The organism is Undibacterium sp. Xuan67W, assembly GCF_049340165.1.
Classification (GTDB): Bacteria; Pseudomonadota; Gammaproteobacteria; order Burkholderiales; family Burkholderiaceae_D; genus Undibacterium.
Genome location: NZ_JBMPPN010000006.1, coordinates 91485 through 117236, shown reverse-complemented (window position 1 = coordinate 117236; position 25752 = coordinate 91485). Strand labels below are relative to the sequence as shown.

At 48.0% G+C, this 25752-nt stretch carries 22 protein-coding genes; 10 read left to right on the top strand and 12 right to left on the bottom strand.

The genetic code is table 11. The features are described 5' to 3' along the window. Positions 1 to 7: 7 nt before the first annotated feature. The 5 genes from ACO0LE_RS07800 to prpR form a co-directional block, all read right to left on the bottom strand. The gene (locus ACO0LE_RS07800) at positions 8 to 730 is read right to left on the bottom strand and encodes a GGDEF domain-containing protein (RefSeq protein WP_422959842.1); all 723 of its coding nucleotides are present in this window, start codon (positions 728 to 730) and stop codon (positions 8 to 10) included. A 74-nt stretch (positions 731 to 804) separates the two neighbouring features. After that, positions 805 to 1008: a PAS domain-containing protein gene (locus tag ACO0LE_RS07795; RefSeq protein ID WP_422959841.1), complete on the bottom strand. Its 204-nt coding sequence runs from the start codon at positions 1006 to 1008 to the stop codon at positions 805 to 807. Next, on the bottom strand, positions 1008 to 1619 hold the full coding sequence (locus ACO0LE_RS07790; RefSeq protein WP_422959840.1) for a chemotaxis protein CheC: 612 nt from the start codon (positions 1617 to 1619) through the stop codon (positions 1008 to 1010). The genes ACO0LE_RS07795 and ACO0LE_RS07790 overlap by 1 nt, the downstream gene beginning before the upstream one ends. Then, complete coding sequence (locus ACO0LE_RS07785) at positions 1620 to 2000, bottom strand: response regulator transcription factor (RefSeq protein ID WP_422959839.1); 381 nt, start codon at positions 1998 to 2000, stop codon at positions 1620 to 1622. It lies immediately after the preceding gene. 54 nt (positions 2001 to 2054) lie between these two features. Continuing rightward, positions 2055 to 3701, bottom strand: a complete 1647-nt coding sequence (gene prpR, locus ACO0LE_RS07780) for a propionate catabolism operon regulatory protein PrpR (protein WP_422959838.1) — start codon at positions 3699 to 3701, stop codon at positions 2055 to 2057. A gap of 328 nt (positions 3702 to 4029) precedes the next feature. Between prpR and prpB the strand changes: the two genes are divergently transcribed. The 6 genes from prpB (at position 4030) to ACO0LE_RS07750 (ending at position 13116) form a co-directional block, all read left to right on the top strand. Continuing rightward, positions 4030 to 4920, top strand: a complete 891-nt coding sequence (prpB, locus tag ACO0LE_RS07775) for a methylisocitrate lyase (protein WP_422959837.1) — start codon at positions 4030 to 4032, stop codon at positions 4918 to 4920. A 154-nt stretch (positions 4921 to 5074) separates the two neighbouring features. Further along, the gene (gene prpC, locus ACO0LE_RS07770) at positions 5075 to 6226 is read left to right on the top strand and encodes a bifunctional 2-methylcitrate synthase/citrate synthase (RefSeq protein WP_422959836.1); all 1152 of its coding nucleotides are present in this window, start codon (positions 5075 to 5077) and stop codon (positions 6224 to 6226) included. Between the two features lie 103 nt (positions 6227 to 6329). Continuing rightward, positions 6330 to 8921 carry a Fe/S-dependent 2-methylisocitrate dehydratase AcnD gene (acnD, locus tag ACO0LE_RS07765; RefSeq protein WP_422959835.1) on the top strand — a complete coding sequence of 864 codons (2592 nt, stop codon included), beginning with the start codon at positions 6330 to 6332 and terminating at the stop codon, positions 8919 to 8921. Between the two features lie 65 nt (positions 8922 to 8986). After that, entirely contained in the window at positions 8987 to 10177 is a 1191-nt protein-coding gene (gene prpF / locus ACO0LE_RS07760; RefSeq protein ID WP_422959834.1) for a 2-methylaconitate cis-trans isomerase PrpF, read from the top strand. Between the two features lie 425 nt (positions 10178 to 10602). Then, positions 10603 to 12492 (top strand): propionate--CoA ligase, encoded by a 1890-nt coding sequence (locus tag ACO0LE_RS07755; protein ID WP_422959833.1) that lies wholly within the window; start codon positions 10603 to 10605, stop codon positions 12490 to 12492. A 150-nt stretch (positions 12493 to 12642) separates the two neighbouring features. Continuing rightward, complete coding sequence (locus ACO0LE_RS07750) at positions 12643 to 13116, top strand: cache domain-containing protein (protein WP_422959832.1); 474 nt, start codon at positions 12643 to 12645, stop codon at positions 13114 to 13116. Between the two features lie 111 nt (positions 13117 to 13227). Here ACO0LE_RS07750 and ACO0LE_RS07745 read toward each other — a convergent pair whose 3' ends face one another. The 3 genes from ACO0LE_RS07745 to ACO0LE_RS07735 all read right to left on the bottom strand — a co-directional run bounded on the left by ACO0LE_RS07745 (position 13228) and on the right by ACO0LE_RS07735 (position 16715). Then, on the bottom strand, positions 13228 to 14106 hold the full coding sequence (locus ACO0LE_RS07745; RefSeq protein ID WP_422959906.1) for an HDOD domain-containing protein: 879 nt from the start codon (positions 14104 to 14106) through the stop codon (positions 13228 to 13230). A 286-nt stretch (positions 14107 to 14392) separates the two neighbouring features. Then, entirely contained in the window at positions 14393 to 16099 is a 1707-nt protein-coding gene (locus tag ACO0LE_RS07740) for a DUF885 domain-containing protein (RefSeq protein ID WP_422959831.1), read from the bottom strand. Between the two features lie 208 nt (positions 16100 to 16307). Further along, entirely contained in the window at positions 16308 to 16715 is a 408-nt protein-coding gene (locus ACO0LE_RS07735) for a VOC family protein (RefSeq protein ID WP_422959830.1), read from the bottom strand. Positions 16716 to 17031: 316 nt separating this feature from the next. Between ACO0LE_RS07735 and ACO0LE_RS07730 the strand changes: the two genes are divergently transcribed. Further along, positions 17032 to 17763, top strand: coding sequence for a hypothetical protein (locus ACO0LE_RS07730; RefSeq protein ID WP_422959829.1), 732 nt, complete (start codon positions 17032 to 17034; stop codon positions 17761 to 17763). A 437-nt stretch (positions 17764 to 18200) separates the two neighbouring features. On the opposite strand, the gene ACO0LE_RS07725 is transcribed toward ACO0LE_RS07730, so the two are convergent. Then, a complete protein-coding gene (locus ACO0LE_RS07725; RefSeq protein ID WP_422959828.1) occupies positions 18201 to 18857 on the bottom strand; it encodes a DUF2726 domain-containing protein in 657 nt (218 codons plus the stop codon). Between the two features lie 148 nt (positions 18858 to 19005). On the opposite strand from ACO0LE_RS07725, the gene ACO0LE_RS07720 reads away from it, so the two are divergent. Further along, entirely contained in the window at positions 19006 to 19287 is a 282-nt protein-coding gene (locus tag ACO0LE_RS07720) for a hypothetical protein (protein WP_422959827.1), read from the top strand. Positions 19288 to 19373: 86 nt separating this feature from the next. Here ACO0LE_RS07720 and ACO0LE_RS07715 read toward each other — a convergent pair whose 3' ends face one another. Beyond that, the gene (locus ACO0LE_RS07715; RefSeq protein ID WP_422959826.1) at positions 19374 to 20507 is read right to left on the bottom strand and encodes an ABC transporter substrate-binding protein; all 1134 of its coding nucleotides are present in this window, start codon (positions 20505 to 20507) and stop codon (positions 19374 to 19376) included. Positions 20508 to 20740: 233 nt separating this feature from the next. After that, on the bottom strand, positions 20741 to 21979 hold the full coding sequence (locus ACO0LE_RS07710) for an MFS transporter (protein WP_422959825.1): 1239 nt from the start codon (positions 21977 to 21979) through the stop codon (positions 20741 to 20743). Positions 21980 to 22230: 251 nt separating this feature from the next. On the opposite strand from ACO0LE_RS07710, the gene ACO0LE_RS07705 reads away from it, so the two are divergent. Continuing rightward, a complete protein-coding gene (locus ACO0LE_RS07705) occupies positions 22231 to 22614 on the top strand; it encodes a hypothetical protein (RefSeq protein WP_422959824.1) in 384 nt (127 codons plus the stop codon). Positions 22615 to 22639: 25 nt separating this feature from the next. Here ACO0LE_RS07705 and ACO0LE_RS07700 read toward each other — a convergent pair whose 3' ends face one another. Then, positions 22640 to 23752 (bottom strand): threonine aldolase family protein, encoded by a 1113-nt coding sequence (locus ACO0LE_RS07700; protein ID WP_422959823.1) that lies wholly within the window; start codon positions 23750 to 23752, stop codon positions 22640 to 22642. A 285-nt stretch (positions 23753 to 24037) separates the two neighbouring features. Between ACO0LE_RS07700 and ACO0LE_RS07695 the strand changes: the two genes are divergently transcribed. Continuing rightward, positions 24038 to 25729 (top strand): M14 family zinc carboxypeptidase, encoded by a 1692-nt coding sequence (locus ACO0LE_RS07695; RefSeq protein ID WP_422959822.1) that lies wholly within the window; start codon positions 24038 to 24040, stop codon positions 25727 to 25729. Positions 25730 to 25752: the final 23 nt, after the last annotated feature.

Here is a 25752-nt window from a genome sequence, read left to right as displayed (position 1 = left end):
ACGGGGGTCATACTTTTTTTTCTGTCTCTGCCAACTCGGCAATCGATCTGGCATTGATATAGCAGCAACTATTCCGACCATTTTGCTTTGCTTTGTAGAGTGCCGTGTCTGCTGCTTCCAGCAGATGTTGAATACTCACATCTTCGCTCTGTTGATATGTACTTACACCTATACTGATGCTGATCTGTTCACTGATGCGTGATTTAAGGTGTGGGATTGCTGCATCCCATACAGCAGCCCGTATTTTTTCTGCGAATTGCATGGCTAAGTCTTCGGGCATATTCGGCAGCATGAGTATAAATTCCTCTCCGCCGTATCGCGCGACGATATCATTGGCTCTAACTAGCTGCGTTTTGAGGGTTTTTGCAACTATTATCAGCGCTTTGTCTCCGGCTACGTGGCCATAATAATCGTTGTATTCCTTGAAGAAATCGATGTCTACCATAAACACAGAAAGTGGCAGTTTTTGACGCTTCGAATGACCCATCGCCATCTTAAAATGTTCGTCGAAAAAGCGGCGGTTATAAATACCGGTCAAACTATCCGTCGTAGCTTCTTTTTTCAGTATTTCGGAATGAGAGCGCAACATTTTTTCGCGTTTGATTGATGCACTGGAGTCCATAATCTGGATCAGGCAGTGCGTTTCATCAGGGCTGGCTGAGATAGGCGTAATGGTGATTGATTGATGCATTCTCCCAGGGTCTTTACTTAGTTCGCTGGGGTCGAACAAGGGCAATGGTGAGCGGTGCAAAGCATTCGAGAGGACCGCCGGCAAACCATAATTGATAGTGTTGCGCAAAGAAGTTAAGAAAGCCGCGCTTGGTTTGTCTGGGAAGACGTCTGAAATTTTTTTTGAAGTGCAACTCCAGTCTCAATCATACTATGTTTGACCATCCAGTCGTTCCACATCAGGATGTGTTCGTTTGCGTCAATCAGAACTAATCCCATATTGACCGCATTAAAAATCTGTACAGCCTTGTCTGCGCTGACTTTCTCAGGATGCTTCATCAAATGTTACCCAAAAAACGATCGATTTGATTGACGAGGTTTTTTAGCGAAGCTGAGCTCAGTAAGAAAATGAGATGGCCTTCAGAGTGTCTCTTTTCAATCGCCAGATCAATATGTAAAACCAAAACATAAGGGTGATCCGCCGTCTGACCAATGCGCCGGAACAGATCATCTGCAGATGCAATCGTATAATTGGGGAAAGAGCTGTTAAACGAGATGTCCAGCATGTCAGCAACGGCTGACAAGCAGGCATTCAGAATGATATTACCTAACTCACACATCGCCTCTTGTTCGAATTCCGCGAGTTCTTCGATACTCATTTGTGAACTCATCATGTCACGTACGATTTCGAGCGCATGATCTTCGGTAAAAAGCAGAACGGCCTCAGCATCAAAGGGGCCGGTAAATTGCTGGCTTACCGCGCCAAAGCGATTACCTTCAAATGCTAATGCCGATGCATCCATCTCAGAGCTTTTCTTCACCTCAACCTTGGGTACGGATAGCTTGACTTCATCACCCACGATTTCACTGAGACTCGCCGCAGCTCGTCCTGCACCGATGTTAAACACTTCGCTAAGAGCATCGAGATGTAGTTCGGTGAGAGTATCCACTTAGCTTCCTAAGAAATGGGTCAAGGCTTGTGCAATTGATTTTTCAGTCACTGGTTTCGCCACAAACGTAGCGCCTAGATTGCTTGCGCGATTTTTGAATGTTTCTTGAATATTGGCGGAAAAAATAACTATGCGTATCGCTGGATGTTTCGTGAGAATAAGTTCGGCGGCATCTGTTCCGAGCATGCCTGGCATGTTGATGTCCATCGTGCAAAAATCAGGATTTTCTTTGTCCGCTAGCAGGATAGCGTCGTCTCCACTGATGGCTTCGATGATTTCCCAATCTTCATGCTGGGCTTTGATATGTGCCCGAATCACCATGCGTGATACTTTGCTGTCATCGACGATCATGAGTTTTTTTGTGGGGTGTGCTTGGCTCATTGCGTTCTTATTCTGGTTATTTGAAGGTAAATTTATTTTACCTGAAAGAAAATATTAAAACAGGATGTTTGCATTCTTTAACCTACGCCACAACGTAGTTCTGCTAATACCTAAATGCTGGGCAACATCGTCACGATTATTATTAAATCTTTTCATAATTTGCTCTATGGAAACATTATTGGTTGCTGTCATCTGTTTTGTTTCTGTCTTCAATGGAGCTGTCGCTATAATAAGATCGGTAGTCGTCGACATCTTGTTCTTTAATTCCGGGGCTATACTGAAAAACAAGCTTGGTGTTAATGCCTGAAGTGGCTCAGCTGCTAGGAACAACGCGAGACGTTCCATCATATTGCGTAGTTCTCTAATATTGCCGGGCCAATCATACTGCTCAAGTAATGTTCCGCAAGCGAGAACTTCTGCATGCAGATTGGCATGGGGACGGCTTCCTAAAGACGCCAACGCATGTTTGACACACCATTCTGCTAATGGCAACAGATCCTCTTTGCGTTCACGTAAAGGCGGTAGTTGTAAGCGTAGTACAGCCAGCCGATAAAACAAGTCTGACCGGAAGCGATTCTCACCGATACGTGCATCGAGGTCGCAGTGCGTTGCACTGATAATCCTGACATCAACAGGAATAGGGCGGACTCCGCCGACCCTAACGACTTCTCTTTCTTCCAGAACGCGTAACAGCCGGGTTTGCAGGCTTAAAGGCATTTCACCGATTTCATCCAGAAATAAGGTGCCGCGATGCGCTGCCTCGAATAAGCCGGCATGACCGCCGCGCCGGGATCCGGTGAAAGCGCCGTCCTCATAACCAAATAATTCCGATTCCAGCAAAGATTCGGCAATCGCGCCGCAGTTAACGGCGACAAAAGGGTGACGCGCACGCGGACTTTCTTTATGCATAGCTTGTGCTGCCAGTTCTTTGCCGGTACCGGTTTCACCTTGTATCAGTACTGTCGCCGGGGAACGGGCGAACAGCATGATTGATTGTCGCATACCTTGCATGGCAGGGGATTCACCCCGTAAATCAGCCAGTCCGTGCCGAGCCTTTAGCGATTCAGCGGCAGGATGATGGCGCCCCCGAGCGGATTCCAGGCGCGTCAAGCGGGCGATTTCCAACGCATCCTCAAATGACTGGCGTATCGATTCTGCGGAATACATGAAAATGCCCGTCAAACCCGCTTCTTCTGCCAGATCGGTAATCAAGCCAGCGCCAACGATCGCTTTAATTCCCTTAGCCTTCAGTTCACTGATCTGAGCGCGGGCATCTTCTTCCGTGACGTAAGTCCGTTGCTCGAGCTTGAAGCCAAAGGTATTTTTAAAGTCGACCAGTTCCGGCATCGTCTCCTGGTATGTGATCAGTCCAATGTCTGGAGAAACTCGGCGCGCTCTGGCGAGCGCCTGCATGACATCGAAGCCGCTTGCCTTTGCGATCACGACAGGGACGGGCAAACGGTTTTTGAGATACGCGCCATTGGATCCAGCAGCAATCACCGCATCGCAACGCTCGGTTTGCAGACGTTCTCGCAGATGTTGTGCTGCTTCCTCAAAGCCCATATGGATGGGTTCAATCGTCGCACTGGCGTCATATTCGACCATGATGTCGCGAAATAAATCGAAGAGTCGCGAGATGGATACCGTCCAGATGATCGGTTTGTCATTCGCGTCGCGAGGGATCGGTGCTTGAGGTCGCATGATTGGTCTGAGGTGAAGTGTTTTGTTGGGAGGTAGGCTAAAGATGCTTGCGTTGGTTAAAGCGAACCTCTTTGGCAAAGCGAGATTGAGAATGTTTCAAATTTCTATATTAGGCGTTTCATTGTTTCAAAAAAATGTTTCAAATTAAACGTCATTATGAAACAAAAGTCAGTCAATAGCGAACTGTTTTCCCTTTGCATCATCCAGATGACGTGCTTAAGTCCTTGATCTACCTCATATTTTCACAACAGCAATATTGTCTTTGCAAAACTGGCACGTTGATTGCAATGGGCTCACGCAGCAAAACCCTATTTTGAAAGGTAAGAAAATGAGTCAACTCTCCGCAGGTGCTGCGTTCCGTAAAGCCATGCAAGAAGAATCGCCCTTGCAAGTGGTTGGTGCGATCAATGCGAATCACTCCTTGCTGGCAAAACGTGCCGGTTTTAAAGCGATCTATCTGTCAGGTGGTGGCGTCGCTGCCGGTTCTCTGGGTTTGCCAGATCTGGGTATTTCTAACCTCGACGATGTGTTGACCGATGTACGCCGGATTACCGATGTGTGCGATCTGCCTTTGCTGGTCGACGTGGACACGGGTTTTGGTTCTTCTGCCTTTAACGTGGCACGTACGGTCAAATCCATGATCAAATTCGGCGCCGCAGCGATGCACATCGAAGATCAGGTTGGGGCGAAACGCTGCGGTCATCGTCCTGGCAAAGAAATCGTCAGCAAGTCAGAAATGGTCGATCGCATCAAAGCTGCCGTTGATGCGCGTACCGACGACAGCTTTGTGATCATGGCGCGCACTGACGCCTTGGCAGTCGAGGGACTGGATGCGGCGATTGAGCGCGCGCAAATGTGCGTCGAGGCCGGTGCTGACATGATTTTTCCGGAGGCGATTACAGAGCTTGCAATGTACAAGCAATTCGCAAACGCGGTCAAAGTCCCTATCTTGGCGAACATTACCGAATTCGGTGCAACACCTTTGTACAGCGTGGAAGAGCTGGCTGCAGTCGATGTCGGTCTGGTGCTATATCCCTTGTCTGCTTTCCGTGCCATGAATAAAGCGGCAGAAAATGTGTACACCGCGATTCGTCGTGACGGCTCGCAAAAAGCGGTAGTTGATACGATGCAAACACGCATGGAATTGTACGAGCGCATCAATTATCACGATTTTGAGCAAAAGCTGGATGCCTTATTTGCCCAGCAAAAATCTAAATAGAACGCATAACAGAATTTAATTATCTACAAAAAATTAGCATACTCCCCATTATTTTGTAAAAAATTGATCAATTCCGCATGCAATGATTGGTGTTTTAAAAAATACTGGGTAAGAGTATGTCTTCTATCGAACAAGTCTCACAAAGGAGAATCTCATGACTGAAGCCGCCGTTCCTTTTAAACCAAAAAAATCCGTCGCTTTGTCTGGTGTTGCTGCCGGTAACACTGCGCTGTGCAGCGTAGGCAAAACTGGTAACGATTTGCACTATCGCGGCTACGACATTCTGGACGTAGCAGACGCCTGCGAATTTGAAGAAATCGCGCATCTGCTGGTACATGGCAAATTGCCTAATATTGCTGAACTTAAAGCCTATAAAAACAAGCTGAAATCCTTGCGCGGTTTGCCCGCTAATATGAAAGCAGCGCTAGAAGCTCTGCCAGCGTCTGCCCATCCGATGGATGTCATGCGCACGGGTGTCTCGGTTTTAGGTTGCACCTTGCCAGAAAAAGATGATCACAATACGCCAGGCGCACGCGATATTGCCGACCAGTTAATGGCGTCCCTTGGCTCCATGCTGCTGTACTGGTACCACTTTAGTCACAACGGCAAACGGATCGATGTCGAGACTGACGATGATTCCATCGGTGGACATTTCCTGCACTTGTTGCACGGCCAAAAGCCAAGCACTTCGTGGGAAAAAGCCATGCATACCTCGTTGATTTTATATGCAGAGCATGAGTTCAATGCATCCACATTTACCTGCCGCGTGATTGCTGGCACGGGTTCTGATATTCATTCTGCTATCACAGGCGGCATTGGTGCTTTGCGCGGACCAAAACACGGCGGTGCTAATGAAGTCGCGTTTGAAATTCAGAAGCGTTACGACAATCCGGATGAAGCAGAAGCGGACATCAAAAAGCGGGTAGAAAATAAAGAAGTGGTGATTGGTTTTGGGCATCCGGTCTATACCGTGTCTGATCCGCGTAATAAGGTGATCAAAGAAGTTGCACGTCAATTGTCGGTTGAAGCAGGCTCTACCAAAATGTTTGATATTGCTGAACGCTTAGAAACAGTAATGTGGGATATCAAAAAAATGTTCCCGAATCTGGACTGGTTCTCTGCCGTGTCGTATCACATGATGGGCGTGCCAACTGCCATGTTCACACCGTTGTTCGTCATTGCGCGCACTTCCGGCTGGGCAGCACACATCATTGAACAGCGTATCGACAACAAGATCATTCGTCCAAGTGCGAATTATGTCGGGCCTGAAGATTTGCAATTTGTGGCGCTGAAAGACCGTAAGTAAACAGCTTTTTCGCTAGCTAGCAAACAAGAAATTGGTGGATGCGCATGACATACCTGCCACTTTCTTAGCTGCTGCAATTCGATTATTTTAGACTGACTGAATGATGAATACTCAATTCCGCAAACAACTCCCAGGCACTACGCTGGATTATTTCGATACGCGTGCCGCAGTCGATGCGATTACGCCAGGTGCGTATGATAAGTTGCCATACACGTCTCGTGTTCTTGCCGAGAATCTGGTACGTCGTTGCGATCCGGCGACATTGACCGACTCATTGAAGCAATTCATTGAGCGTAAGCGTGATCTGGATTTTCCATGGTTTCCGGCACGTGTGGTGTGTCACGACATTCTCGGACAAACTGCATTGGTTGATCTCGCCGGTTTGCGCGATGCGATCGCGGATCAGGGTGGTGATCCAGCTCAGGTCAATCCTGTGGTGCCTGTGCAGTTGATCGTTGATCATTCGCTAGCTGTAGAGTGTGGCGGTTTTGATCCCGATGCGTTCAATAAAAATCGTGCGATTGAAGATCGTCGCAATGAGGACCGTTTCGACTTCATCAACTGGACTAAAAAAGCGTTCAAGAATGTCGATGTGATCCCACCGGGTAATGGCATCATGCACCAGATCAATCTGGAGCGTATGTCTCCGGTGATTCAGATCAAAGATGGCGTGGCTTTCCCCGATACTCTAGTCGGTACTGACAGTCACACACCACACGTGGATGCCTTGGGTGTACTGGCGATCGGTGTTGGCGGTTTAGAAGCAGAAAACGTCATGCTTGGCCGTGCCTCGTGGATGCGTTTGCCAGATATTATCGGCGTAGAACTGTCTGGTCGTCCGCAGCCCAATATTACTGCGACCGACGTCGTGCTGGCGATGACGGAGTTTTTGCGTAAACAAAAAGTGGTTGGCGCGTATCTCGAATTTTATGGCGAAGGCGCTGCTGCATTAACTCTCGGTGATCGTGCAACGATTTCCAACATGGCACCGGAATATGGCGCGACTGCAGCGATGTTTTCTATCGACCAACAAACGATCGACTATCTGAAATTGACTGGCCGTGAAGATGAGCAAGTCAAACTGGTGGAGACGTATGCCAAGCACACCGGCTTGTGGGCAGATAGCTTGAAGACAGCTGAGTATGAGCGGGTACTGAAATTTGATCTGTCTTCCGTAGTACGTAATATGGCTGGCCCGTCCAATCCGCATGCACGTGTTGCCACTGCTGATCTGGCAAGCAAAGGTATCGCAGGTAAATGGGATGATGTACCAGGACAGATGCCGGATGGCGCAGTCATCATCGCTGCAATTACTAGCTGCACCAATACTAGTAACCCACGTAATGTAATCGCAGCTGCTTTACTGGCGCGCAACGCCAATAAGCTTGGGTTGACGCGTAAGCCTTGGGTCAAATCCTCACTCGCACCGGGTTCTAAAGCAGTAACTTTGTATCTGGAAGAAGCGGGCTTGATGGGTGATTTGGAGAAACTTGGGTTTGGTGTTGTGGCCTATGCCTGTACTTCTTGCAATGGTATGTCGGGTGCTCTGGATCCTGTCATTCAGCAAGAGATTATTGACCGTGATTTATATGCGACTGCGGTGTTGTCGGGTAACCGTAATTTTGATGGACGTATCCATCCATATGCAAAGCAAGCCTTCCTCGCTTCACCTCCTTTAGTGGTGGCATATGCGATTGCCGGTACCGTGCGTTTTGATATTGAAAAAGATGTGTTGACTGTGGTGGATGGTAAAGAAATTCGTTTGAAAGATATCTGGCCGAGCGATGAAGAAATTGACGCTATCGTCAAATCCAGCGTCAAGCCAGAGCAGTTCCGTAAAGTCTATGAGCCCATGTTTGCGATTCAGGCCGACAATGGTGAAAAGGTTACTCCGCTGTATGACTGGCGTCCACAAACCACCTATATCCGCCGTCCGCCGTATTGGGAAGGCGCGCTCGCTGCACCGCGCACGATGAAGGCGATGCGTGCGTTGGCCGTATTGGGCGACAATATTACGACCGATCATTTATCACCATCGAACGCCATTATGCTGGACAGCGCTGCTGGCGCTTATCTCGCAAAAATGGGTTTGCCGGAAGAAGATTTCAATTCCTATGCAACGCATCGCGGTGATCATTTGACGGCACAACGCGCCACCTTTGCGAACCCGACATTGAAGAATGAAATGGTACTGGAAGACGGCAAAGTCAAAGCCGGCTCATTGGCACGCATTGAACCAGAAGGCAAAGTCACCCGCATGTGGGAAGCGATAGAAACCTACATGGAGCGCAAGCAGCCGCTGATCATCGTCGCAGGGGCGGATTATGGACAAGGTTCCTCACGTGACTGGGCGGCGAAAGGCGTGCGTCTGGCGGGTGTAGAAGCAATTGCGGCAGAAGGTTTCGAACGTATTCATCGCACTAATCTGGTTGGGATGGGTGTATTGCCACTGGAATTTAAACCGGGTGTCAGTCGCCTGACTTTGCAAATTGATGGTACTGAAACCTTCGATGTCATTGGTCAACGTACACCTCGTGCCACCTTGACCTTGGTGATCAACCGTAAAAATGGCGAACGTGTTGAAGTACCGATGACTTGTCGTCTGGATACAGCGGAAGAAGTATCGATTTACGAAGCGGGCGGTGTATTGCAGCGTTTTGCTCAGGACTTTCTAGAATCAACAAAGGCGATCTAAAAAGCTTAGGGTGTGCCATGCGCACCCTTCCGTATTAAATCTCGCAAAGATCAATAGGAATTAGTATGACCCACGTTCCACAAATCAAAATCCCCGCGACCTACATTCGCGGGGGAACCAGCAAGGGTGTCTTTTTTCGTTTGCAGGATTTGCCCGCGATAGCGCAAATTCCAGGCGCAGCGCGTGATGCTTTACTCTTACGCGTCATCGGTAGCCCCGATCCTTACGGCAAGCAAATTGACGGGATGGGCGGTGCGACATCGAGTACCAGCAAGACAGTCATCCTCTCCAAAAGTACCAAAGCGGATCACGATGTGGATTACCTGTTCGGTCAGGTTGCGATCGATAAAGCCTTTGTTGACTGGAGCGGCAATTGTGGCAATCTGTCTGCGGCGGTCGGCTCCTTTGCGATTAGTGCAGGATTGGTGGACGCAAGTCGTGTTCCGCAAAATGGTGTTGCCGTTATTCGCATCTGGCAAGCGAATATCTCCAAGACCATCATTGCGCATGTGCCTATCACTGATGGCGAAGTGCAAGAGACCGGCGATTTTGAACTTGACGGTGTAACCTTTCCGGCAGCAGAAGTACAGCTAGAATTTATGGACCCGGCAGCGGATGAAGACGGTGCTGGTGGCTCTATGTTCCCGACCGGGAATTTGGTCGATGATCTGGATGTGCCAGGTGTTGGCATCCTCAAAGCGACGATGATCAATGCCGGTATTCCGACTATCTTCGTGAACGCAGAAGCTATCGGTTACACCGGAACCGAGTTGCAAGATGCGATCAATAGCGATCCTGTCGCAATGGCAAAATTTGAAACAATACGTGCCTATGGCGCAGTCCGTATGGGGCTCATCAAACATATCGACGAAGCGGCGAGTCGCCAGCACACACCGAAGGTCGCCTTTGTCGCTAAGCCTGATGACTATGTGTCATCGAGCGGCAAGCAAGTCGCGGCTGCCGATATCGATTTATTAGTACGTGCGATGTCGATGGGTAAATTACATCATGCGATGATGGGTACCGCAGCAGTGGCAATTGGTACTGCCGCGGCTATTCCCGGAACGCTAGTGAATCTCGCAGCTGGTGGTGGCGACCGCACTGCCGTGCGCTTCGGCCATCCCTCAGGCACTTTACGCGTCGGTGCCGAAGCAACTCAGATCAATGGAGACTGGGTGGTGAAGAAGGCCATCATGAGCCGCAGTGCGCGTATCTTGATGGAGGGGTGGATACGTGTACCCGGTGATGTATTTTGATGTGACGTGGCCGGTATGACGGTTTATCAAAACAGAGCAAGTTTCTGAACTGTTGACCGTCTTATGGAAGCTCTTGGCCAATAATGGCAATACTACATAACAGACGCCAGCTTTTTTAATCCGTTCTGAACGATGCAGAATTTGATACACCGCAATGTGAGTGCAATGCGGTGAGGTAATTGCTGTGCCTTGAATTTTGTTTACCCTACACTGCAGGTAGCAGATGGCAGTGATGATTGAAGAATTTCTTTGCTGAGATCATTCATTTTTTGAAATAAAAAAATAAAGCCTTAGTCGCCTTAGTAGATGAGGGCGTGAACAATAAGAAATGAAGTCGTTTCAATTTTTGGCATCAATTTGGACATTAATTTGATAATCCCAGTTTTGACGCACATTTGACGTATACATCCTCAGTTGGAGACAATATGAATTTCGCAGATTTCTATAAAAAATCGATCAACAATTCCCAGACCTTTTGGGATAAAGAAGCACAACTGATTGATTGGGCGGAGCCGTATACGCAAGTCCTTGATTACACTCGTCCACCCTTTGCAAAATGGTTTGTCGGTGGCAAGACCAATCTTTGTCACAATGCGGTTGATCGCTGGGTTGCAACGCAAGCGGATAAACCGGCATTGATTGCCATTTCCACAGAAACCAATTCCGAGAAAGTATTTAGCTTCGCTGAATTACAAGCAGAAGTGCAGCGCATGGCGGCGATGATGTTGTCGTTAGGCGTAAAGCAGGGTGACCGGGTCTTGATCTATATGCCGATGATTGCGGAGGCCGCATTTGCCATGCTCGCCTGTGCCAGAATTGGCGCTGTACATTCGGTTGTGTTCGGTGGTTTTGCAGCGAAGAGCCTGGCAACCCGGATCGATGATGCGCAACCCGTTCTGATCGTGTCGGCGGATGCCGGTATGCGAGGCGGCAAGGCCGTCCCATATAAGCCTTTGCTGGACGAGGCGATTAGGGCTGCAGCACATCAGCCACAACATGTCTTGCTCGTGAACCGCGGCCTGGATTCGATGAATCTGGTGGCGGGACGGGACGTCGATTACGCGAGTTTACGCGAACAGTATTTGCATGCGGTGGTACCGGTTACTTGGCTGGAATCGAACGCGATTTCGTATGTCTTGTACACATCTGGTACGACGGGCAAACCAAAAGGGGTGCAGCGAGATGTCGGAGGCTATGCGGTTGCCTTGGCATCGTCAATGAAGCATATTTATTGCGGCAATCCCGGGGAAACCTATTTCGCTACCTCTGATATCGGATGGGTTGTCGGGCACTCTTACATCGTGTACGGACCACTAATTGCTGGTATGGCGACGATCATGTATGAAGGAACGCCGGTTCGTCCTGACGCCGGTATTTGGTGGAGCATCGTCGAGAAATATCAAGTCACACGTATGTTTTCTGCGCCTACGGCGATTCGTGTTCTGAAAAAGCACCCGCCAGAGCTGATGAAAAAATATGATTTATCTTCGTTGAAGGCCTTATATCTTGCGGGTGAGCCCTTGGATGAGACAACCTCCAGCTGGATCGCAACTGAGCTTGGCGTGCCGATTATTGATAATTACTGGCAGACAGAAACAGGCTGGCCAATTTTATCCATCGCCCGTGGTATTGAGGACAAAGCTACCCGCTTGGGTAGTCCGGGTGTGGCGATGTATGGCTATGACGTCCAGATTATCAATGAATCGACAGGTGAAGAGTGTGCTGCCAATGAAAAAGGTGTCGTCGCAATCAAAGGCCCGTTACCGCCGGGATGTATGCAAACAGTCTACGGTGATGATCAACGCTTTGTACAAACCTACTGGAGCAATTTCGCGCATGCACAGTTGTATTCGACGTTTGACTGGGGTATTAAAGATGCCGATGGCTATTATTTTATTCTTGGACGTACCGATGACGTGATAAATGTCGCTGGCCACCGACTTGGTACTCGTGAGATTGAGGAAAGTATTTCCAGTCATCCTCAAGTGTCCGAGGTGGCTGTTGTAGGCGTTGAGGACAAACTAAAGGGGCAGGTTGCGGTTGCCTTTGCTATTTTGAAACACCCAGAGTTGATTGCCACCGAAGAGGCAAAACGTGTGCTGGAGTCAGAGGTGATGGCAGTGGTTGATAAGCAGTTGGGTGCTGTCGCACGTCCTTCCCGCGTGCATTTTGTAAACACGTTGCCAAAGACTCGTTCCGGTAAATTGTTGCGGCGTTCAATACAGGCAATTTGCGAGGGGCGGGATGCTGGGGATTTAACTACGATTGAGGATCCGAGTTCTTTGCAGCAGATTAAATTGGCGTTGCAAACTTGATTGGTCGTGGGTGGAAGTTTGTGCGTTGCAGAAACTTCAGCACAAATATCGGTATATGCTTACAAAGTGACAGAATTTAACATTAGTTTTCTTGATTACTAGCAACTAAACGTCAATACTGAATTACCGCTCAAAACTAAGGGAGTAGACATGAAAGCTTTGTCCAAAACAATCGCGTGTATTGCACTGAACATTCTGTTCGCCGGGTCTGTTATGGCAGCTGACCGAGGTACTGAAGCTGAGGCCGAAGTGATGGTAAAGAAGGCTGTCGCGCTGATTAAATCTGCTGGTACAGAAAAAGCCTACGCAACATTTACTGAACATCCGGGCGGTGCATTTAAAGACAGAGACTTATATATTTTTGTTTACGATTTCAAAGGAAACTGCCTTGCTCAAGGTGCTAATCCTAAGATGGTTGGAAAAAATCTTGTTGGTTTGAAAGACGTTGACGGTAACGCCTTTATCCAAGGCATGATTAACGTGGTTAAAGAGAAACAAAAGGGGTGGTATGGACCATACAAATTCACTAATCCCAATACAACTGAGTACGAACTGAAAAAATCGTATTGCGAAAAAGGTGAGGGCGAGACTATGGTTTGTGTCGGAACTTATCTGGTTAAATAACCTGATTGAACAACCAGATTAGATCGTCGTATGAGATAAAAAAAACCTCCAGGCTCTGGAGGTTTTTTTTCGAGAAAACGTAAAGAATATCAGTCATTGCCACTAAAAATATCAGGCTAACAAGGCGGCAGTCAAGGATCTGACCTCTTCTTCCGATTCTTCGAGAATGCTGTTCAATGTGCCATCGCCAACGACGAAATCGATTTCTGACGCATATTGATTTGGCTCAGTTTCAAAGCGCATTTCGAGTGGTGAGCGGATGGAGGCGAGTTCATTTGCCAGCAACAAGGTATCACCAAGCGTCTCTGGCGGCATAGCGCGTAGGCCGAACCAGAGCGCTTCTACTGCATCCAATACTGGTTGTGGCAACATCAGGTTCTTTAAAACAACTCGACCGATGATGGTCTCAGGTGTTTCTTCTGTCGACTCAATAATCGTATCAGAAAAGGCAGGCAGGTCGCTGACTAAAGGGTCTGGTTTGTTATCGAGTAAGCAGGGAAATTCTTCGACTCTTGATAACAAATAAAAGCCACCGACTTCATGCACAACGCCGGCGAACATGGCGGTGTCCGGATCGAGTTTGGTAATGCGACGGGCAATGACTTGAGAGAGTGCGGCGACCTGAGCAGTATGTTCCCAAAGCTGATTGGCCTTGGCACGGGTTTCCGGATTCTTGCTGGCACCGGCAAGCTGGCGTACGACCAAGGTCGCGACAATTGAGCGCAACGTGCGGAAACCAAGCCTGGCAATTGCCGATTTGACGTTCGTGACATCATTGCCGCGGTTGTAGGCAACCGAATTGGCGATGGCGACGACACGGGCTGACAGCAAAGGCTCATTCATGACCAGCTTGGCTGCGGTATCGGTGCTGCAATCAGGCGCATCTAATGCCTGCTGAATTTTAAGGGACGCCGTCACATTGGTGGAGAACACCAACTCTCCCCGATTGGCCTCGGCAACGATACTATTGAGAGCTTCCGTTTTATCCATGGCAGAATTCATATTGGCATTGATAGACATATACACCGGCATGGCCGGACCTGTTATTCCACTGAGAATTCAAACGCGCATTTATGACATCTTGCGTTGTTTCATCAATAAAATTACGCCATCACATTTCGCGCTAACTGACCAGCTACTAGGCTGTCAGGTACGCAGTTGATTATTCAACTAATTGTGCAACTAACTAATCACCATCTCATTCTGAGCGACTTGTAGTTGCAGGTCAATGAGTATGGTGATTATTGCCATTTGTTGTAACTTATTGCAAAACATTCTACAACTTCTGCTGTTCTGTGATCCATTTGTCGATTTTGGCTTCCAGCAAAGCGAGTGGTAGCGTTCCATCGCTTAAAATCGCGTCATGAAACTGGCGTAAATTGAATTTTGTCCCCAGCTGACTCATGGCTCGTTGCCTGAGTTCCATTATTTTCAGTGAACCTATCTTATATCCCAATGCCTGACCTGGCCAGGCCATATAACGTTCGGTTGCGTTGCGAGCTGTTGCTTCATCATACCCTAATGTTGCCTGAAGGTATTTTATTGTTTCTTCACGCGTCCAGCCTTTGGCGTGGAGGCCGGTATCTACCACCAGTCTGGAGGCGCGCAGTAGCTCATCTGTCAAATGACCGAGATACGCGTTCGGATCGTCAAATACCCCCATTTCTTTACCCAATGTCTCTGCGTAAAGAGCCCATCCCTCGGTATAGGCGTTATTACCGCCAAATTTGCGAAACTTGGGAATATCCAGCTCTTGTAAAAACGCCAGATGGAAATGATGACCAGGTTGTCCCTCATGCAGGAATAATGTCGTCATTCCAGTCGTTGCGTATTGCGCTGGATCATTGATGACTGCCCAAAATACACCGGGACGTGAACCGTCGATAGCCGGTGCCGAGTAGTGATCCGAGGCAGTCTGCCTGCTGATTTCGGGTTCTGGACGTATGTCCAGTGGTGCCTTGGGAATCTTACCGAAGAGCTCTGGTAATTTGCCGCGAATCACCGTGTCGATGCGACGATATTCAGCTAGTATTTCCGCCTCGGTTTTAAACGGGCGATATTGGGTTTGTGTATCGATCCATGCAGGTAAACCTTTCGGATCGCCGCTATAGCCTAATCTTGGTCCAAGCAAAACAAATTCATTTTGAATACGGGCAACCTCTTTAAGTCCTATCGCATGAATGGTCTCTGGATCGAGCGAGGTTGTTGTCTGATCGCGTACCAGTGCCTGATACCATTTTGTCCCATTTGGTAAGACTCCTAGTCCAGAGCTATTGCGGCTGGCGGCAATGTAGTCTTTCTGCATAAAGGCATTGAGCTTGCGCAAAGCAGGCAAAGATTTTTGTGTAATCGTGTCACGATATGCTGCTGTTAACCGAGCTTTATCTGCCTCACGAAAGTCAGCCGGGAAATTTTTGACCGGAACGTAATACGCATGATCCTCTGCATGTGCAGTGACCAGCGCATTTAACTGAGGTAAGGTCGACAGGACTAGCGACCTCGGCAACACAATCCCTTGTCGCATTCCTTCACGCATATTGATGATGGCCTGATTTATCCAGGCCGGTAATTGAGCGACCCGTTTCAGATACATATCGTATTGCGCTGGTGTTCGTAACGGCTGAGAACTTTGTCCACTCGCAAAATTAGCTAAGATGACTGGCACACTATCCATCTGATTCAGTGGCATCAAACGCTCATTAAAAGCGAACATCGCTAACGCCGATCGAACGTCGTAATTGAGGCAGTCGTAAGTAACCTGATCCGCGGTGCTGAGTGCATTGCGGTTAATGTGAAGGAGTTCTTTTGCGACCTTGTTATACATCGCTATTTCACGCGCTCTGATAGCAGGTGCCAGTGTCATCGGTAACTGATCGTCAAAGCGATTGTCTCCATTCCCGGTTGCCATCAGAGGCTCAAAACGGGCGACCTGATTGTAATAATTTTCGGCCAGAATGCTGAGTTGTTTGTCTGCTACTTTCACGCTGACTGAACTCCTGTTCACCTCATTTCCAGCAGCGAAAACAAGGGGCGTTACTGCAAATGAACTACTAAATAAACCCATTGAAAAAACGAGTGTCGTCAGATAAACAGACTTGCGCATGAAATACATCCTGGTTAAAAATGTGAACAATAATTGAAGAATAAGAATTGAAAAAAACAGGTGAAGAGAACAAGATAAAAAAATGGATCTACTCGCAGTTAACCATCCACGGTGTACCGAACTGATCGATGAGCATTCCAAACCGCTGAGCCCAGAATGTTTTTTCAAGCGGCATGATGATCTTTATAACTTGCTCTGATAATGCGGCAAATAGCCGTTCCGCTTCCGCTACATCCTTGGTATTCAGTGACAAAGAAAATCCTTTTATACCTGCATAAGGATGGCCTGGCATATTGTCTGAGCCCATCAGGGTCCGGCCATTGATATACATGCTGACATGCATGATCAGTTGGGCTGTCTCAGGCGGACATTGATCCGCCATCGGTGAGTCACCAAAACGATGGAATGCCTCAATTTTTCCACCAAGACGTTGTTCATAAAAACGAAATGCAGCTTCACAATTATTGTTAAAAGTCAGATAGGCATTGAGTTCCATCGTGGTCTCCGTAGTTTGTATGAGGGGGAGTTATCGTCACGCCTGAAGGTTTTTAGATGACAGCATTTCATCATATCATCAGCCCATGCTAGGGTTACAGCGCGGCTTGTATTTTGCGCAAATTCCAACAAGTAATTCATTCTCACCGAGGCGCTGTAATCACTTTTCCTGCAAAACAATAATGAGCTAGGAAGCTTACAAATAGTACGTTTTAACAAGATGGAACTGTCGGAGAGTTCTAAAAAGCGGATTAAGTATTTTAAAAAATTGGTCGATATAGAGATCTTCTGTATTTCCTTTGGCATGGGAGTCCGCCATGATCATTACATCGTCTGATATCTTGCTGGTATCTAGCTCTGCGAGCTCCGCTCAGCTCGATGTTCATGAGAGCACCCGTGTCTGGACTGGGCGGCAGCGGCCCAATTTTGACAATTCAAGAACTTCCTTTGACTTCAATGATTCAGGCAGCACCGTACAACTTTCTGATGCCGGCCGTACAGCGCTGGCGAAAGACCAGACTTCCTTCTCCTTCTCCTCCGTTAAGCATGGCGATGCTGCCGGAGAGGCGCCAGCGGTTGAGCAAGCAAATGCTGCCGTAGAGAATGATCCAAAATTACGATTGATCATTAGCTTGATCGAGCGTTTATCAGGCCGGAAAATTAATCTATTCCATGTTTCGGATCTGGCGTCCTCAGAAAGCATAAGCAAGGTGCCGTCGATTACCTCCGATGATGCCTCTGATCGTGCTTCTGGCAGCGCTAATGTTCCATCTTCAGCACGATCCCGGAATGCAGGGCGGGGTCTGGAGTACCAGCGTCAGAGCTCCTACACCGAGACAGAACAAACCTCGTTTCAAGCCACAGGCCTTATTCATATGCGGATAATGAGGAAATTAAATTTAAGCTCAGCATTCAATTGCAACGCAGTTATCACGAGGAGAGTAGTGTCAGCATGCAGGCTGGTGGCGGTAGAAAAATTGATCCACTTGTTATTAATTTTTCTGCAAATTCGACACAACTCACTTCGCAGAAATTTTCGTTTGACTTGAATGCGGACGGCATCGACTAGTCGGTTCCGTTTGTCTAGGGTGCTGGTTTTCTGGTGCTGGATAAAAACGGTGATGGCAAAATTAACGATGGCAGGGAGTTATTTGGCCCTGCTACCGGGAACGGATTCAATGAGCTTAAGGCTCAGATAGCGACGGCAATGGCTGGATTGATGAGGCCGATCCCGCATTTCAGCAGTTTCGCGTATGGAATAAAGACGCCAGTGGTAAGGATAAACTGAGCAAGCTCAAGCAGGCCGATGCCGGTGCACTGTTCCTTGGTAACGCCAGCACACCGTTTTCGATTAAAAATGCACTAAATGAATCTCTGGGGCAGTTGGTCTCATCTGGGTTATGGCTGTTAGAAGAAGGTCAAGTCTTTAGCCTGCAGCATGTTGATCTGATCGCCTGAAGTTCGCAACTTTCAATATTCTCAATATCTAAGCATCCTCTGATAAAGACATTGGTGCGGGCGATTCATGTCGTGCATGGGATGACGTTGCATAACTTGGCAGTGACTCACGTGAAGGCGATTGCCTTGGCCTGTCTTGCCGGGCTCGTGCCGACTGGCGTGGCTTGCGTTCTATCGGTTGCAGTGGATTATTTACCATGTGAGGTAATTGATTCACCGCCTGAAAAATTTCCAGTTCTGACGGTTTAGTGCGAGATTGCCAGCGCAAGGTAGATACTCCCGCGCTGCGCGTCAGTTGATCCCGCTCCTTATCTTTTTCCGCATTATGCATGCGATCATCCAGCTCGATAATGCAGATCAATTCCATCGTTTTGCTATAGATTGCATAATCAACCCGTTTTTCATTGATTTTCCAATATGCGTAGCGGTTTTCCTGAAAGCTGTCGACCGGCGCGATCAGTGCCGCCATGGCGACTTGAGGGAACACGTGCACACCAGGCAGCGAGCGGCAAAGACGGCCAAAGAATTCCACTTCGTTCGGCGTCATGAGCGCAACGGGTTTATAGTGCGAACGCCTTCTTTTCGGCTTTGATTTCGTGGCTTTGAGTGCCATGCCGATAAGCAACAAAGCAACAACAAAAAGTACGAAAACCTTGCCTGGAACGTCAAAAAATTGGTTAATCATGTGAAGCGCAAAAGTGTTTTTAGATAGATGCTTAAATGCTAACACGTCTTTGCGTGAAAAACGCGGATAATGTTAGTAAATTCACAGCAGTCATTTATTTTTCAATAATTATTTATTTATCAATTATCTGTAACAATCTGGAGCACTCTTGAAAACCGCACTCATCCCCGGCAAAGCTGTCGCGAAAATCGACAAACAAATTATTGGCAATCTCTTACTCACGCAAGTCAGTGTGGATATTGTCAAAGAAGAGAAAATGATTATTGGTATCCGTAACGAAGCTGGTGATATCTATCGCTTGATAGGGGCGACGCGAGTCAATAGTTACATGAATGCGATCGAAGAATTGTTTGATCTTGAAATGAGTGACGAGCTCGACGGGATCGAAGAGACTAGAGAGGGCTGTGATGCGATTTTCAGTTTTGCCTGATGAAGTAAATTATATGTAGACAGGCGTAAAAAAACCGGCTTGACCGTATGGTTCAAGCCGGTTTTTTACATCTGCTGAATTAGCGCTTAGCGCATGAATTTGCCATCTTTGTCGATCACAGTCAGGTCAACGAAGTGGGAGCCGTTGTGATTGGACGGACTGTACTTCACCTGAAAGCCGCCAGCGTCATAATTTGACATTGATTCAAGACTGCGTACAAAACTCTCACGCGTCAGATTGCTTCCAGCGCGTTTTAAGCCCTCCACAAACACTTTGGCGGCGATAAAGCCTTCGAGACTGACAAAGCCTACTTCACGTCCAGGTTTGCTTAGGTAAAGGCTTTTGTATTCTTTGATGATTGGGTGAATTTCGTCCCAAGGTGCCGGTACTACTTGCGAGATCATGACGCCCCGACTATCTTTACCAAGTTCTTTGGATAAAGCCTGACTGCCCACGAAGGAGATATTCCAAAAAATCGGTGCGCCGACCGCATCTTTCAGCATGTCTTTGATAAATGCAGCGCAGGATTTGTAGGCTGAGATCATGATCACCGCTTGCGGTTTTGCGAGTTTGATCTGAGCGACTGCTTGCGCCACGTCCACGCTGTTACGCTCTACCGTGGCGATGCCGATTACTTCGATATTGCGTTTTTTCATAGCGCGTGTAACACCTTCTAAGCCCGCTTTACCGTAAGCGTCGTTTTGATAAAAAACGGCGATACGGGAGATTGACAATGTAGTGATGTGTTGCACTATTTTTTCTGTTTCTTCAAAATAGCTGGCGCGTATGTTGAATACATTCCGGTTAAACGGCTCACGCAAAGATTGCGCACCGGTGAAGGCAGCGAAAAATGGAATCTCCGCTTTGGTCACCAATGGTAACGCTGCATTAGAAGTGGGTGTGCCGACGTAGCCAAATAAAGAAAACACGCCTTCAACATCAATTAATTGTCTGGTGTTCGACGTTGCACGATCTGCTTCGTAACCGTCGTCGAGTGTTTTCAAAACGATCTGACGACCTGCCACACCACCTTGTGCATTGATGTGGTCAAAATAGGCTTGCGCACCATCGCGCATTTCTGTTCCAAGTTGTTGCGCCGGACCTGTTAGTGCTGCGGATTGTCCGATCAAAATGGATTTGCTGCTCACGCCTGTTTCGGCATGCACGATTGTGCTGAGAAGCAAACAGAGGCTGGTGAACAATAGGGATATAGATTTCATTGTGGTGTTGTGTAATTGGAAATAAGGTAAAACATTGGTGCCACATTTTGACTGGTAAAGTGACGATTGGTTGCAAAAATACTGCAATGCAACAATTTGAACTGATTCTAGGACTAATATGTTACCTATACGTGACCTGTATGTGACTTACCTATGGTCTGTCTATAACGTAAACGTGAATGGCTGCCCATAAATGATAAGAATGATACAAGTATTGTAGTTCGTATAATTATTTATGCTCGACTATATAGGCTAGGAATTTTATTTTTACTGAGTACCAACATCCATAAGCTGCCTGCGCTAAGCAGTAGCCAGTTAAGAGATGGCATATGTAGTGTTTGCGCTAGATCGAATAAGACGCCGCCTGCCAGACTACCGATCATCGTTCCCATGCTCTGATAAAAAATTTGTTGCGACATCAGCTTGCCCGTATCTTCCGACGATTGATTCGCATGGCGGGCAATCAGCACATCAAATGATGGACCATAAAATACCTGACCAAATGAGAGCAAGATGGCGGAAACAATGACCGCCCCCCCATGATTGCCTGCGACGACCATTAATACAAAGCTAGCGAACAGACAGGCGTAGCCGATTTGTAAAAAACGAAAATGTTCCAGTGTCCGAACGGCTCGTTTTGATACCGGAATCTGAAAAAAAATGATGACCAGCGCGGCCAACCAGAATGGTGTCGATACCGGAATTTCAGGCGTATATTTCGGGATGTGCAAGCTAAACCCAATCATCGGTTGTACGGCGAAGCACCAGAACACCGCGTTCGACACGAGAAACAAGGTGGGCAAACTGACGGGGGGTGTTTGCTCTGTCAGTGCGCGATCCTCGCTTGTCGCCGTATTTTTGGTTAATTGCTGCACAGCCAGTGCGGTATTGCTGTCGGCTTCATGACGAGCAATTGTCCGCATTGCGTAGAGCATGAAGATCGCATAGGCGATAAAAGTGATCAGCACGATCAGGAATACAATTTTTAAACTGTGATTAGGTACCCAGCCAGCAATCAGATATCCTAATACCAATCCCATGCGGATTGCGAAAGCCAGGCGACTGAACAGAGAGGCCTGATCGAGTTCTTTTAGTTTGAGTAAATAATTTTTGAGCCCGGGAAAAGATAAGCCACTTCCCAGTCCGGCCAGTAAGGCGAACAACGCCAGAGCCCATGCTTGTTGCAGGTAAGCCATACAATACAGGGCGATACCCTCAAGCAGAATATTGCCTGTCACGGCGAACGGGTGATTTGCCAGACCAGGGTAACGGCTGCCTAGATGTGAACCAATGACGCGTCCCAGATTTAAACCAAATAGTATCGATGCAGCCCAGGTTCCTGAAAAAGCTTTACCGGTTTCTGAGACGATCAATGGTGTATATAAGGCCACACCTGCCGACGCCAGTGCCACTCCGACATAGATCAGATAAGAATTAAAAACGGAATTGAATGGTCTGGCTTTGGTTTGCATGTAAGAACAACGAATGTGGTCTGAATACCGGCGCTATGACACGCCGATTTTTGGGAACATGAGGACAATCAAAAAAGTACTTCGCTGTTTAGGCTGATTTGCCTCGCCAGGCACAGGGCGGTATAAAGTAGCGACACTGGTACCGCCAGACAGTCATATCAAAAACAGTAATAACAATTAACAAAGCGGTAGCACGAGCAGGTACAACATCGCAATTACCATTGAAGCAGATAACCAGAGGAGACAACACCATGATTGCACGCTATATCAACGCCATACTCGTTACCGGTGGCGGCATCATGCTGCTGGTAGGCCTACAGTTTATCGCACCACAGCAACTATTGCATATACAAAACTTAGTTGTGAGCGACAGTGCCGGATTATTATTTGCGCGGCACTGGGGTTTGCTGGTCGCCTGTCTTGGTGGATTGACAGTGTATTCCGCATATCACCCGCCGCTTCGCACCCCCATCATCATTGCCGTGACGATAGAAAAAATATGTCTGGTCGGTGTGCTGCTCGCCAGTATGGACGATCCTGCGCTCAAACCGATGTTGCCAGTCATTGCGCTGGATGGTCTATTTATAGTTCTGTTTTTGCTGTACTTGTCAGGCAAACGCAATACGGCGGAGTGAGTTTTAATCAGTCACTTGCGGTTTATTATTGCGATTTTTCTTTCGTAGCGTCAAGTGCCGCTACAAGCACATCCAATGCGTGCCGGAGTTGTTCATCAGGGAGTTGCAATAACTGATCACCGACATACCATTCAAACATAGACTGATCGGGCAGAGCGGTATGCACTGCATTACCGAATAGCCAGATACCATGTTTTTTCGCGATATCGTTGCGTATCTCAGTTGCCTGTTCCTTCGTCACAGGCAAATAAAGGTGGAGCATATTCGCCTGCGGCTGAGCCGGATTGACACGCAGTTGCGGATAATCCCCCAGTAACTGATACAAGCTTTGTGTGCGCTGGAATAAGGCGGGCATGTCGGCAATGCGCTGATCGAATTGCATCGCCGCAGCGACGACATAAGGAGTGCGGCGGAATACGTTGCCGCCTTGCCGCCGCATCCACAGACCCGCTTTCGCGATCATCTTCTCAGTGCCCAGTAGCATTGCGCCGCCCAGCCCGCCTATACCTTTATAAAACGAGACATAGACTGTATCAAAACCGTCGGCGATTTCATGCAAGGAGCGTCCGTAGAAGCTCTGCGCTTCCCACAAACGTGCACCGTCCATATGCAGATGAATATTCTCTTGCTTGCAGTAGGCTTTGATCGCGTCGAGCTGTTCCCAGGTGGGCAGCTGGCCACCTATTTCGCGCATCGGCAATTCGTATTGTAAGGCGCCGATTTTTTCTGGAAAAGCTTTTAAGTCATCGACAGTCCATGGGCGATGTGCATTACCTAGCTGGCATGAATTGAAGTGCTGGAGTACCTGATGGTTACTATTTTCATGCACCAAAATATGAGAAGTCGCATGCAATCCGACCAGATTACTTCCACGCTCAGCACAAGCCAGACGTAATGCGGTCACCTGTGTCATGGTGCCGGTGATACAAAATAAGGCAGCGTCTTTACCTAAAAGTGTCGCAATTTTTTTCTCGAAATTCTGGACCAATTCTCCCTCGCCATACGTGTCGTGGGTCACCTGATTCGCGTCGCACCACTGCGCCATTGCTGCAAACTGTTCAGCAGGTTGCAGCAGCTTGTGCCCGGGCAAGACCGTATGACAACTCAGACGCAGCGCGGCGATTTCGGCATTCGTCAATTGATAACTCCTTCAGGCAAAATGGTGATGTGATAGATTTAATGATTCATTGTAATGGATGTGAAGGGAGGCGCTAATCTGATTGGGTAGGACGGTAGATAATTCCCCGGTGATTTTAAATAGTCGATAGCGAAAGCGTAATTCAGGCAGAATTATGATAATACCGATACGATCTTTTTATCAGGATCTTCCTGTCTAGTCAGTACAGACCATCATTGCGCTGTATTTTCACTGGCATGTTTCTTTGTAGCCCCATTTTTGCAACCCAATTTCAATAAAACCATCATGTCAGCAGACCTGCAAACACCCTACGAATCAGGTAATCACAATCAAACCGCGACCTGGGAACAGTGCATCGCTTTTTACCAGCGACTGGCAGAACGTTTTCCGGCGATTTTGCATTTTAGTCAGATTGGCGTATCAGATGCCGGTGTGCCGATTCATGCTGGTGTGGTGAGCTCGGATGGTGTATTCGATCGTGAGCAGATTGCGCTGGAAAAGCGTCCGGTGTTTTTTAATAATAATGGTATTCATCCCGGCGAGCCTGAGGGGATTGATGCCTGTATGGCTCTGGTTCGTGACTTTTGTATTGAGCCTGACAGGTTGGGGCGCCTGGGGCGTACGGTATTTTTATTCATCCCGATATATAACGTGGATGGTTGTCATAACCGTCAGGATACGTCTCGTGTGAATCAGGACGGGCCTGAGATGTTTGGCTTTCGCGGAAATAGTCTGCATCTTGATTTGAATCGTGATTTCATCAAATGCGATAGCTTGAATGCGCAGGTATTCAATCAGTTTTTTACGGCCTGGGATCCTGATGTGATGGTGGATACGCATACCTCGAATGGTGCGGATTATCCCTATACGATGACCTTGATTCATACACAAGCGGATAAGCTGGGTGCTGGTCCTGGACAGTTTTTGCGTCAAACTATGTTGCCAGCGATCTATCAGAATATGGCACAACGCGGCTGGCCGACGTGTCCGTATGTGAATCCTATCCTCGAGAGTCCGGATCAGGGTATCGAGGAGTTTTTAGAAACAGCGCGTTTCTCGACAGGTTATGCCGCCTTGCATCAGACCATTGGTTTTATGCCAGAGACGCATATGCTGAAGCCATTTGCCGATCGCTACGCATCGATGCGCGCACTGGTCGAAGTTGTACTCGACTTTACGGTCAGTCATGCGGCGCAGATTCAGCAGTTACGTGATGCGGCGCGACAGCTTGGTAAAACCCGCAGTCACTGGCCAGTCAGCTGGCAACGCGATGATGAGCGCGTCTCCACGGTCAATTTTAAGGGCTATGCCGCCTGTCACCGTCCAAGTATCTTAGGTGGTTACAGTCGCTTGTATTACGACAAGAATCAGACATGGGAAAAACCGATCCCTTACTACAATCATTTTAAAGAAGCAGTGGTGGTGCGCTCACCGGTCGCCTATGTGGTGCCCCAGCAATGGCGTGCAGCGATTGAGCGTCTGCAATGGAATGGTGTTGAATTTGAACGACTCAGCGCGAATAAAACCGTACAGGCGCAGAGCTACCAGATTCGCTCTGTTCAATCGCGTGCTCATCCGTATGAGGGGCATATGTTCCATGATGAGATGGTACTGGATGCTGTCATCGGGCAGCATCAGTTGCGTGAGGGCGATGTCTGGATTCCGCTGAATCAGGAACAGGCGCGCTATGCCGTCGAAACGCTGGAGCCGCAGGCGCATGACAGCTTCTTTCGCTGGGGATTTTTTAATAGCGTACTGGAGAAAAAAGAAGCCTACTCCGACTATGTGTTTGAAGATCTGGCGGCAGAATTGTTACAAACCGAGCCGGAACTCAACGCGCAATTTAACACATGGAAGCTGGCGCACCCTGAGTTACTGACCGATCAGAGTGCTGTCCTGGATTTTATCTTTACGCATTGCCAGCGCTTTGCTGAACCTGAATGGCGACGTTATCCTGTTCTGGCAATATTTGAATAAATAATGTAAATAAAAACAAAGAG

Coding starts and splice junctions, on each gene's coding strand:
- prpB (WP_422959837.1), top strand. CDS start 4,030: ATGAGTCAACTCTCCGCAGGTGCTGCGTTCCGTAAAGCCATGCAAGAA.
- ACO0LE_RS07735 (WP_422959830.1), bottom strand. CDS start 16,715: ATGGAACTCAATGCCTATCTGACTTTTAACAATAATTGTGAAGCTGCA.
- ACO0LE_RS07745 (WP_422959906.1), bottom strand. CDS start 14,106: ATGGATAAAACGGAAGCTCTCAATAGTATCGTTGCCGAGGCCAATCGG.
- ACO0LE_RS07725 (WP_422959828.1), bottom strand. CDS start 18,857: ATGATTAACCAATTTTTTGACGTTCCAGGCAAGGTTTTCGTACTTTTT.
- ACO0LE_RS07695 (WP_422959822.1), top strand. CDS start 24,038: ATGTCAGCAGACCTGCAAACACCCTACGAATCAGGTAATCACAATCAA.
- ACO0LE_RS07730 (WP_422959829.1), top strand. CDS start 17,032: ATGATCATTACATCGTCTGATATCTTGCTGGTATCTAGCTCTGCGAGC.
- acnD (WP_422959835.1), top strand. CDS start 6,330: ATGAATACTCAATTCCGCAAACAACTCCCAGGCACTACGCTGGATTAT.
- ACO0LE_RS07710 (WP_422959825.1), bottom strand. CDS start 21,979: ATGCAAACCAAAGCCAGACCATTCAATTCCGTTTTTAATTCTTATCTG.
- ACO0LE_RS07750 (WP_422959832.1), top strand. CDS start 12,643: ATGAAAGCTTTGTCCAAAACAATCGCGTGTATTGCACTGAACATTCTG.
- ACO0LE_RS07785 (WP_422959839.1), bottom strand. CDS start 2,000: ATGAGCCAAGCACACCCCACAAAAAAACTCATGATCGTCGATGACAGC.
- ACO0LE_RS07755 (WP_422959833.1), top strand. CDS start 10,603: ATGAATTTCGCAGATTTCTATAAAAAATCGATCAACAATTCCCAGACC.
- ACO0LE_RS07705 (WP_422959824.1), top strand. CDS start 22,231: ATGATTGCACGCTATATCAACGCCATACTCGTTACCGGTGGCGGCATC.
- ACO0LE_RS07795 (WP_422959841.1), bottom strand. CDS start 1,008: ATGAAGCATCCTGAGAAAGTCAGCGCAGACAAGGCTGTACAGATTTTT.
- prpF (WP_422959834.1), top strand. CDS start 8,987: ATGACCCACGTTCCACAAATCAAAATCCCCGCGACCTACATTCGCGGG.
- prpC (WP_422959836.1), top strand. CDS start 5,075: ATGACTGAAGCCGCCGTTCCTTTTAAACCAAAAAAATCCGTCGCTTTG.
- prpR (WP_422959838.1), bottom strand. CDS start 3,701: ATGCGACCTCAAGCACCGATCCCTCGCGACGCGAATGACAAACCGATC.
- ACO0LE_RS07715 (WP_422959826.1), bottom strand. CDS start 20,507: ATGAAATCTATATCCCTATTGTTCACCAGCCTCTGTTTGCTTCTCAGC.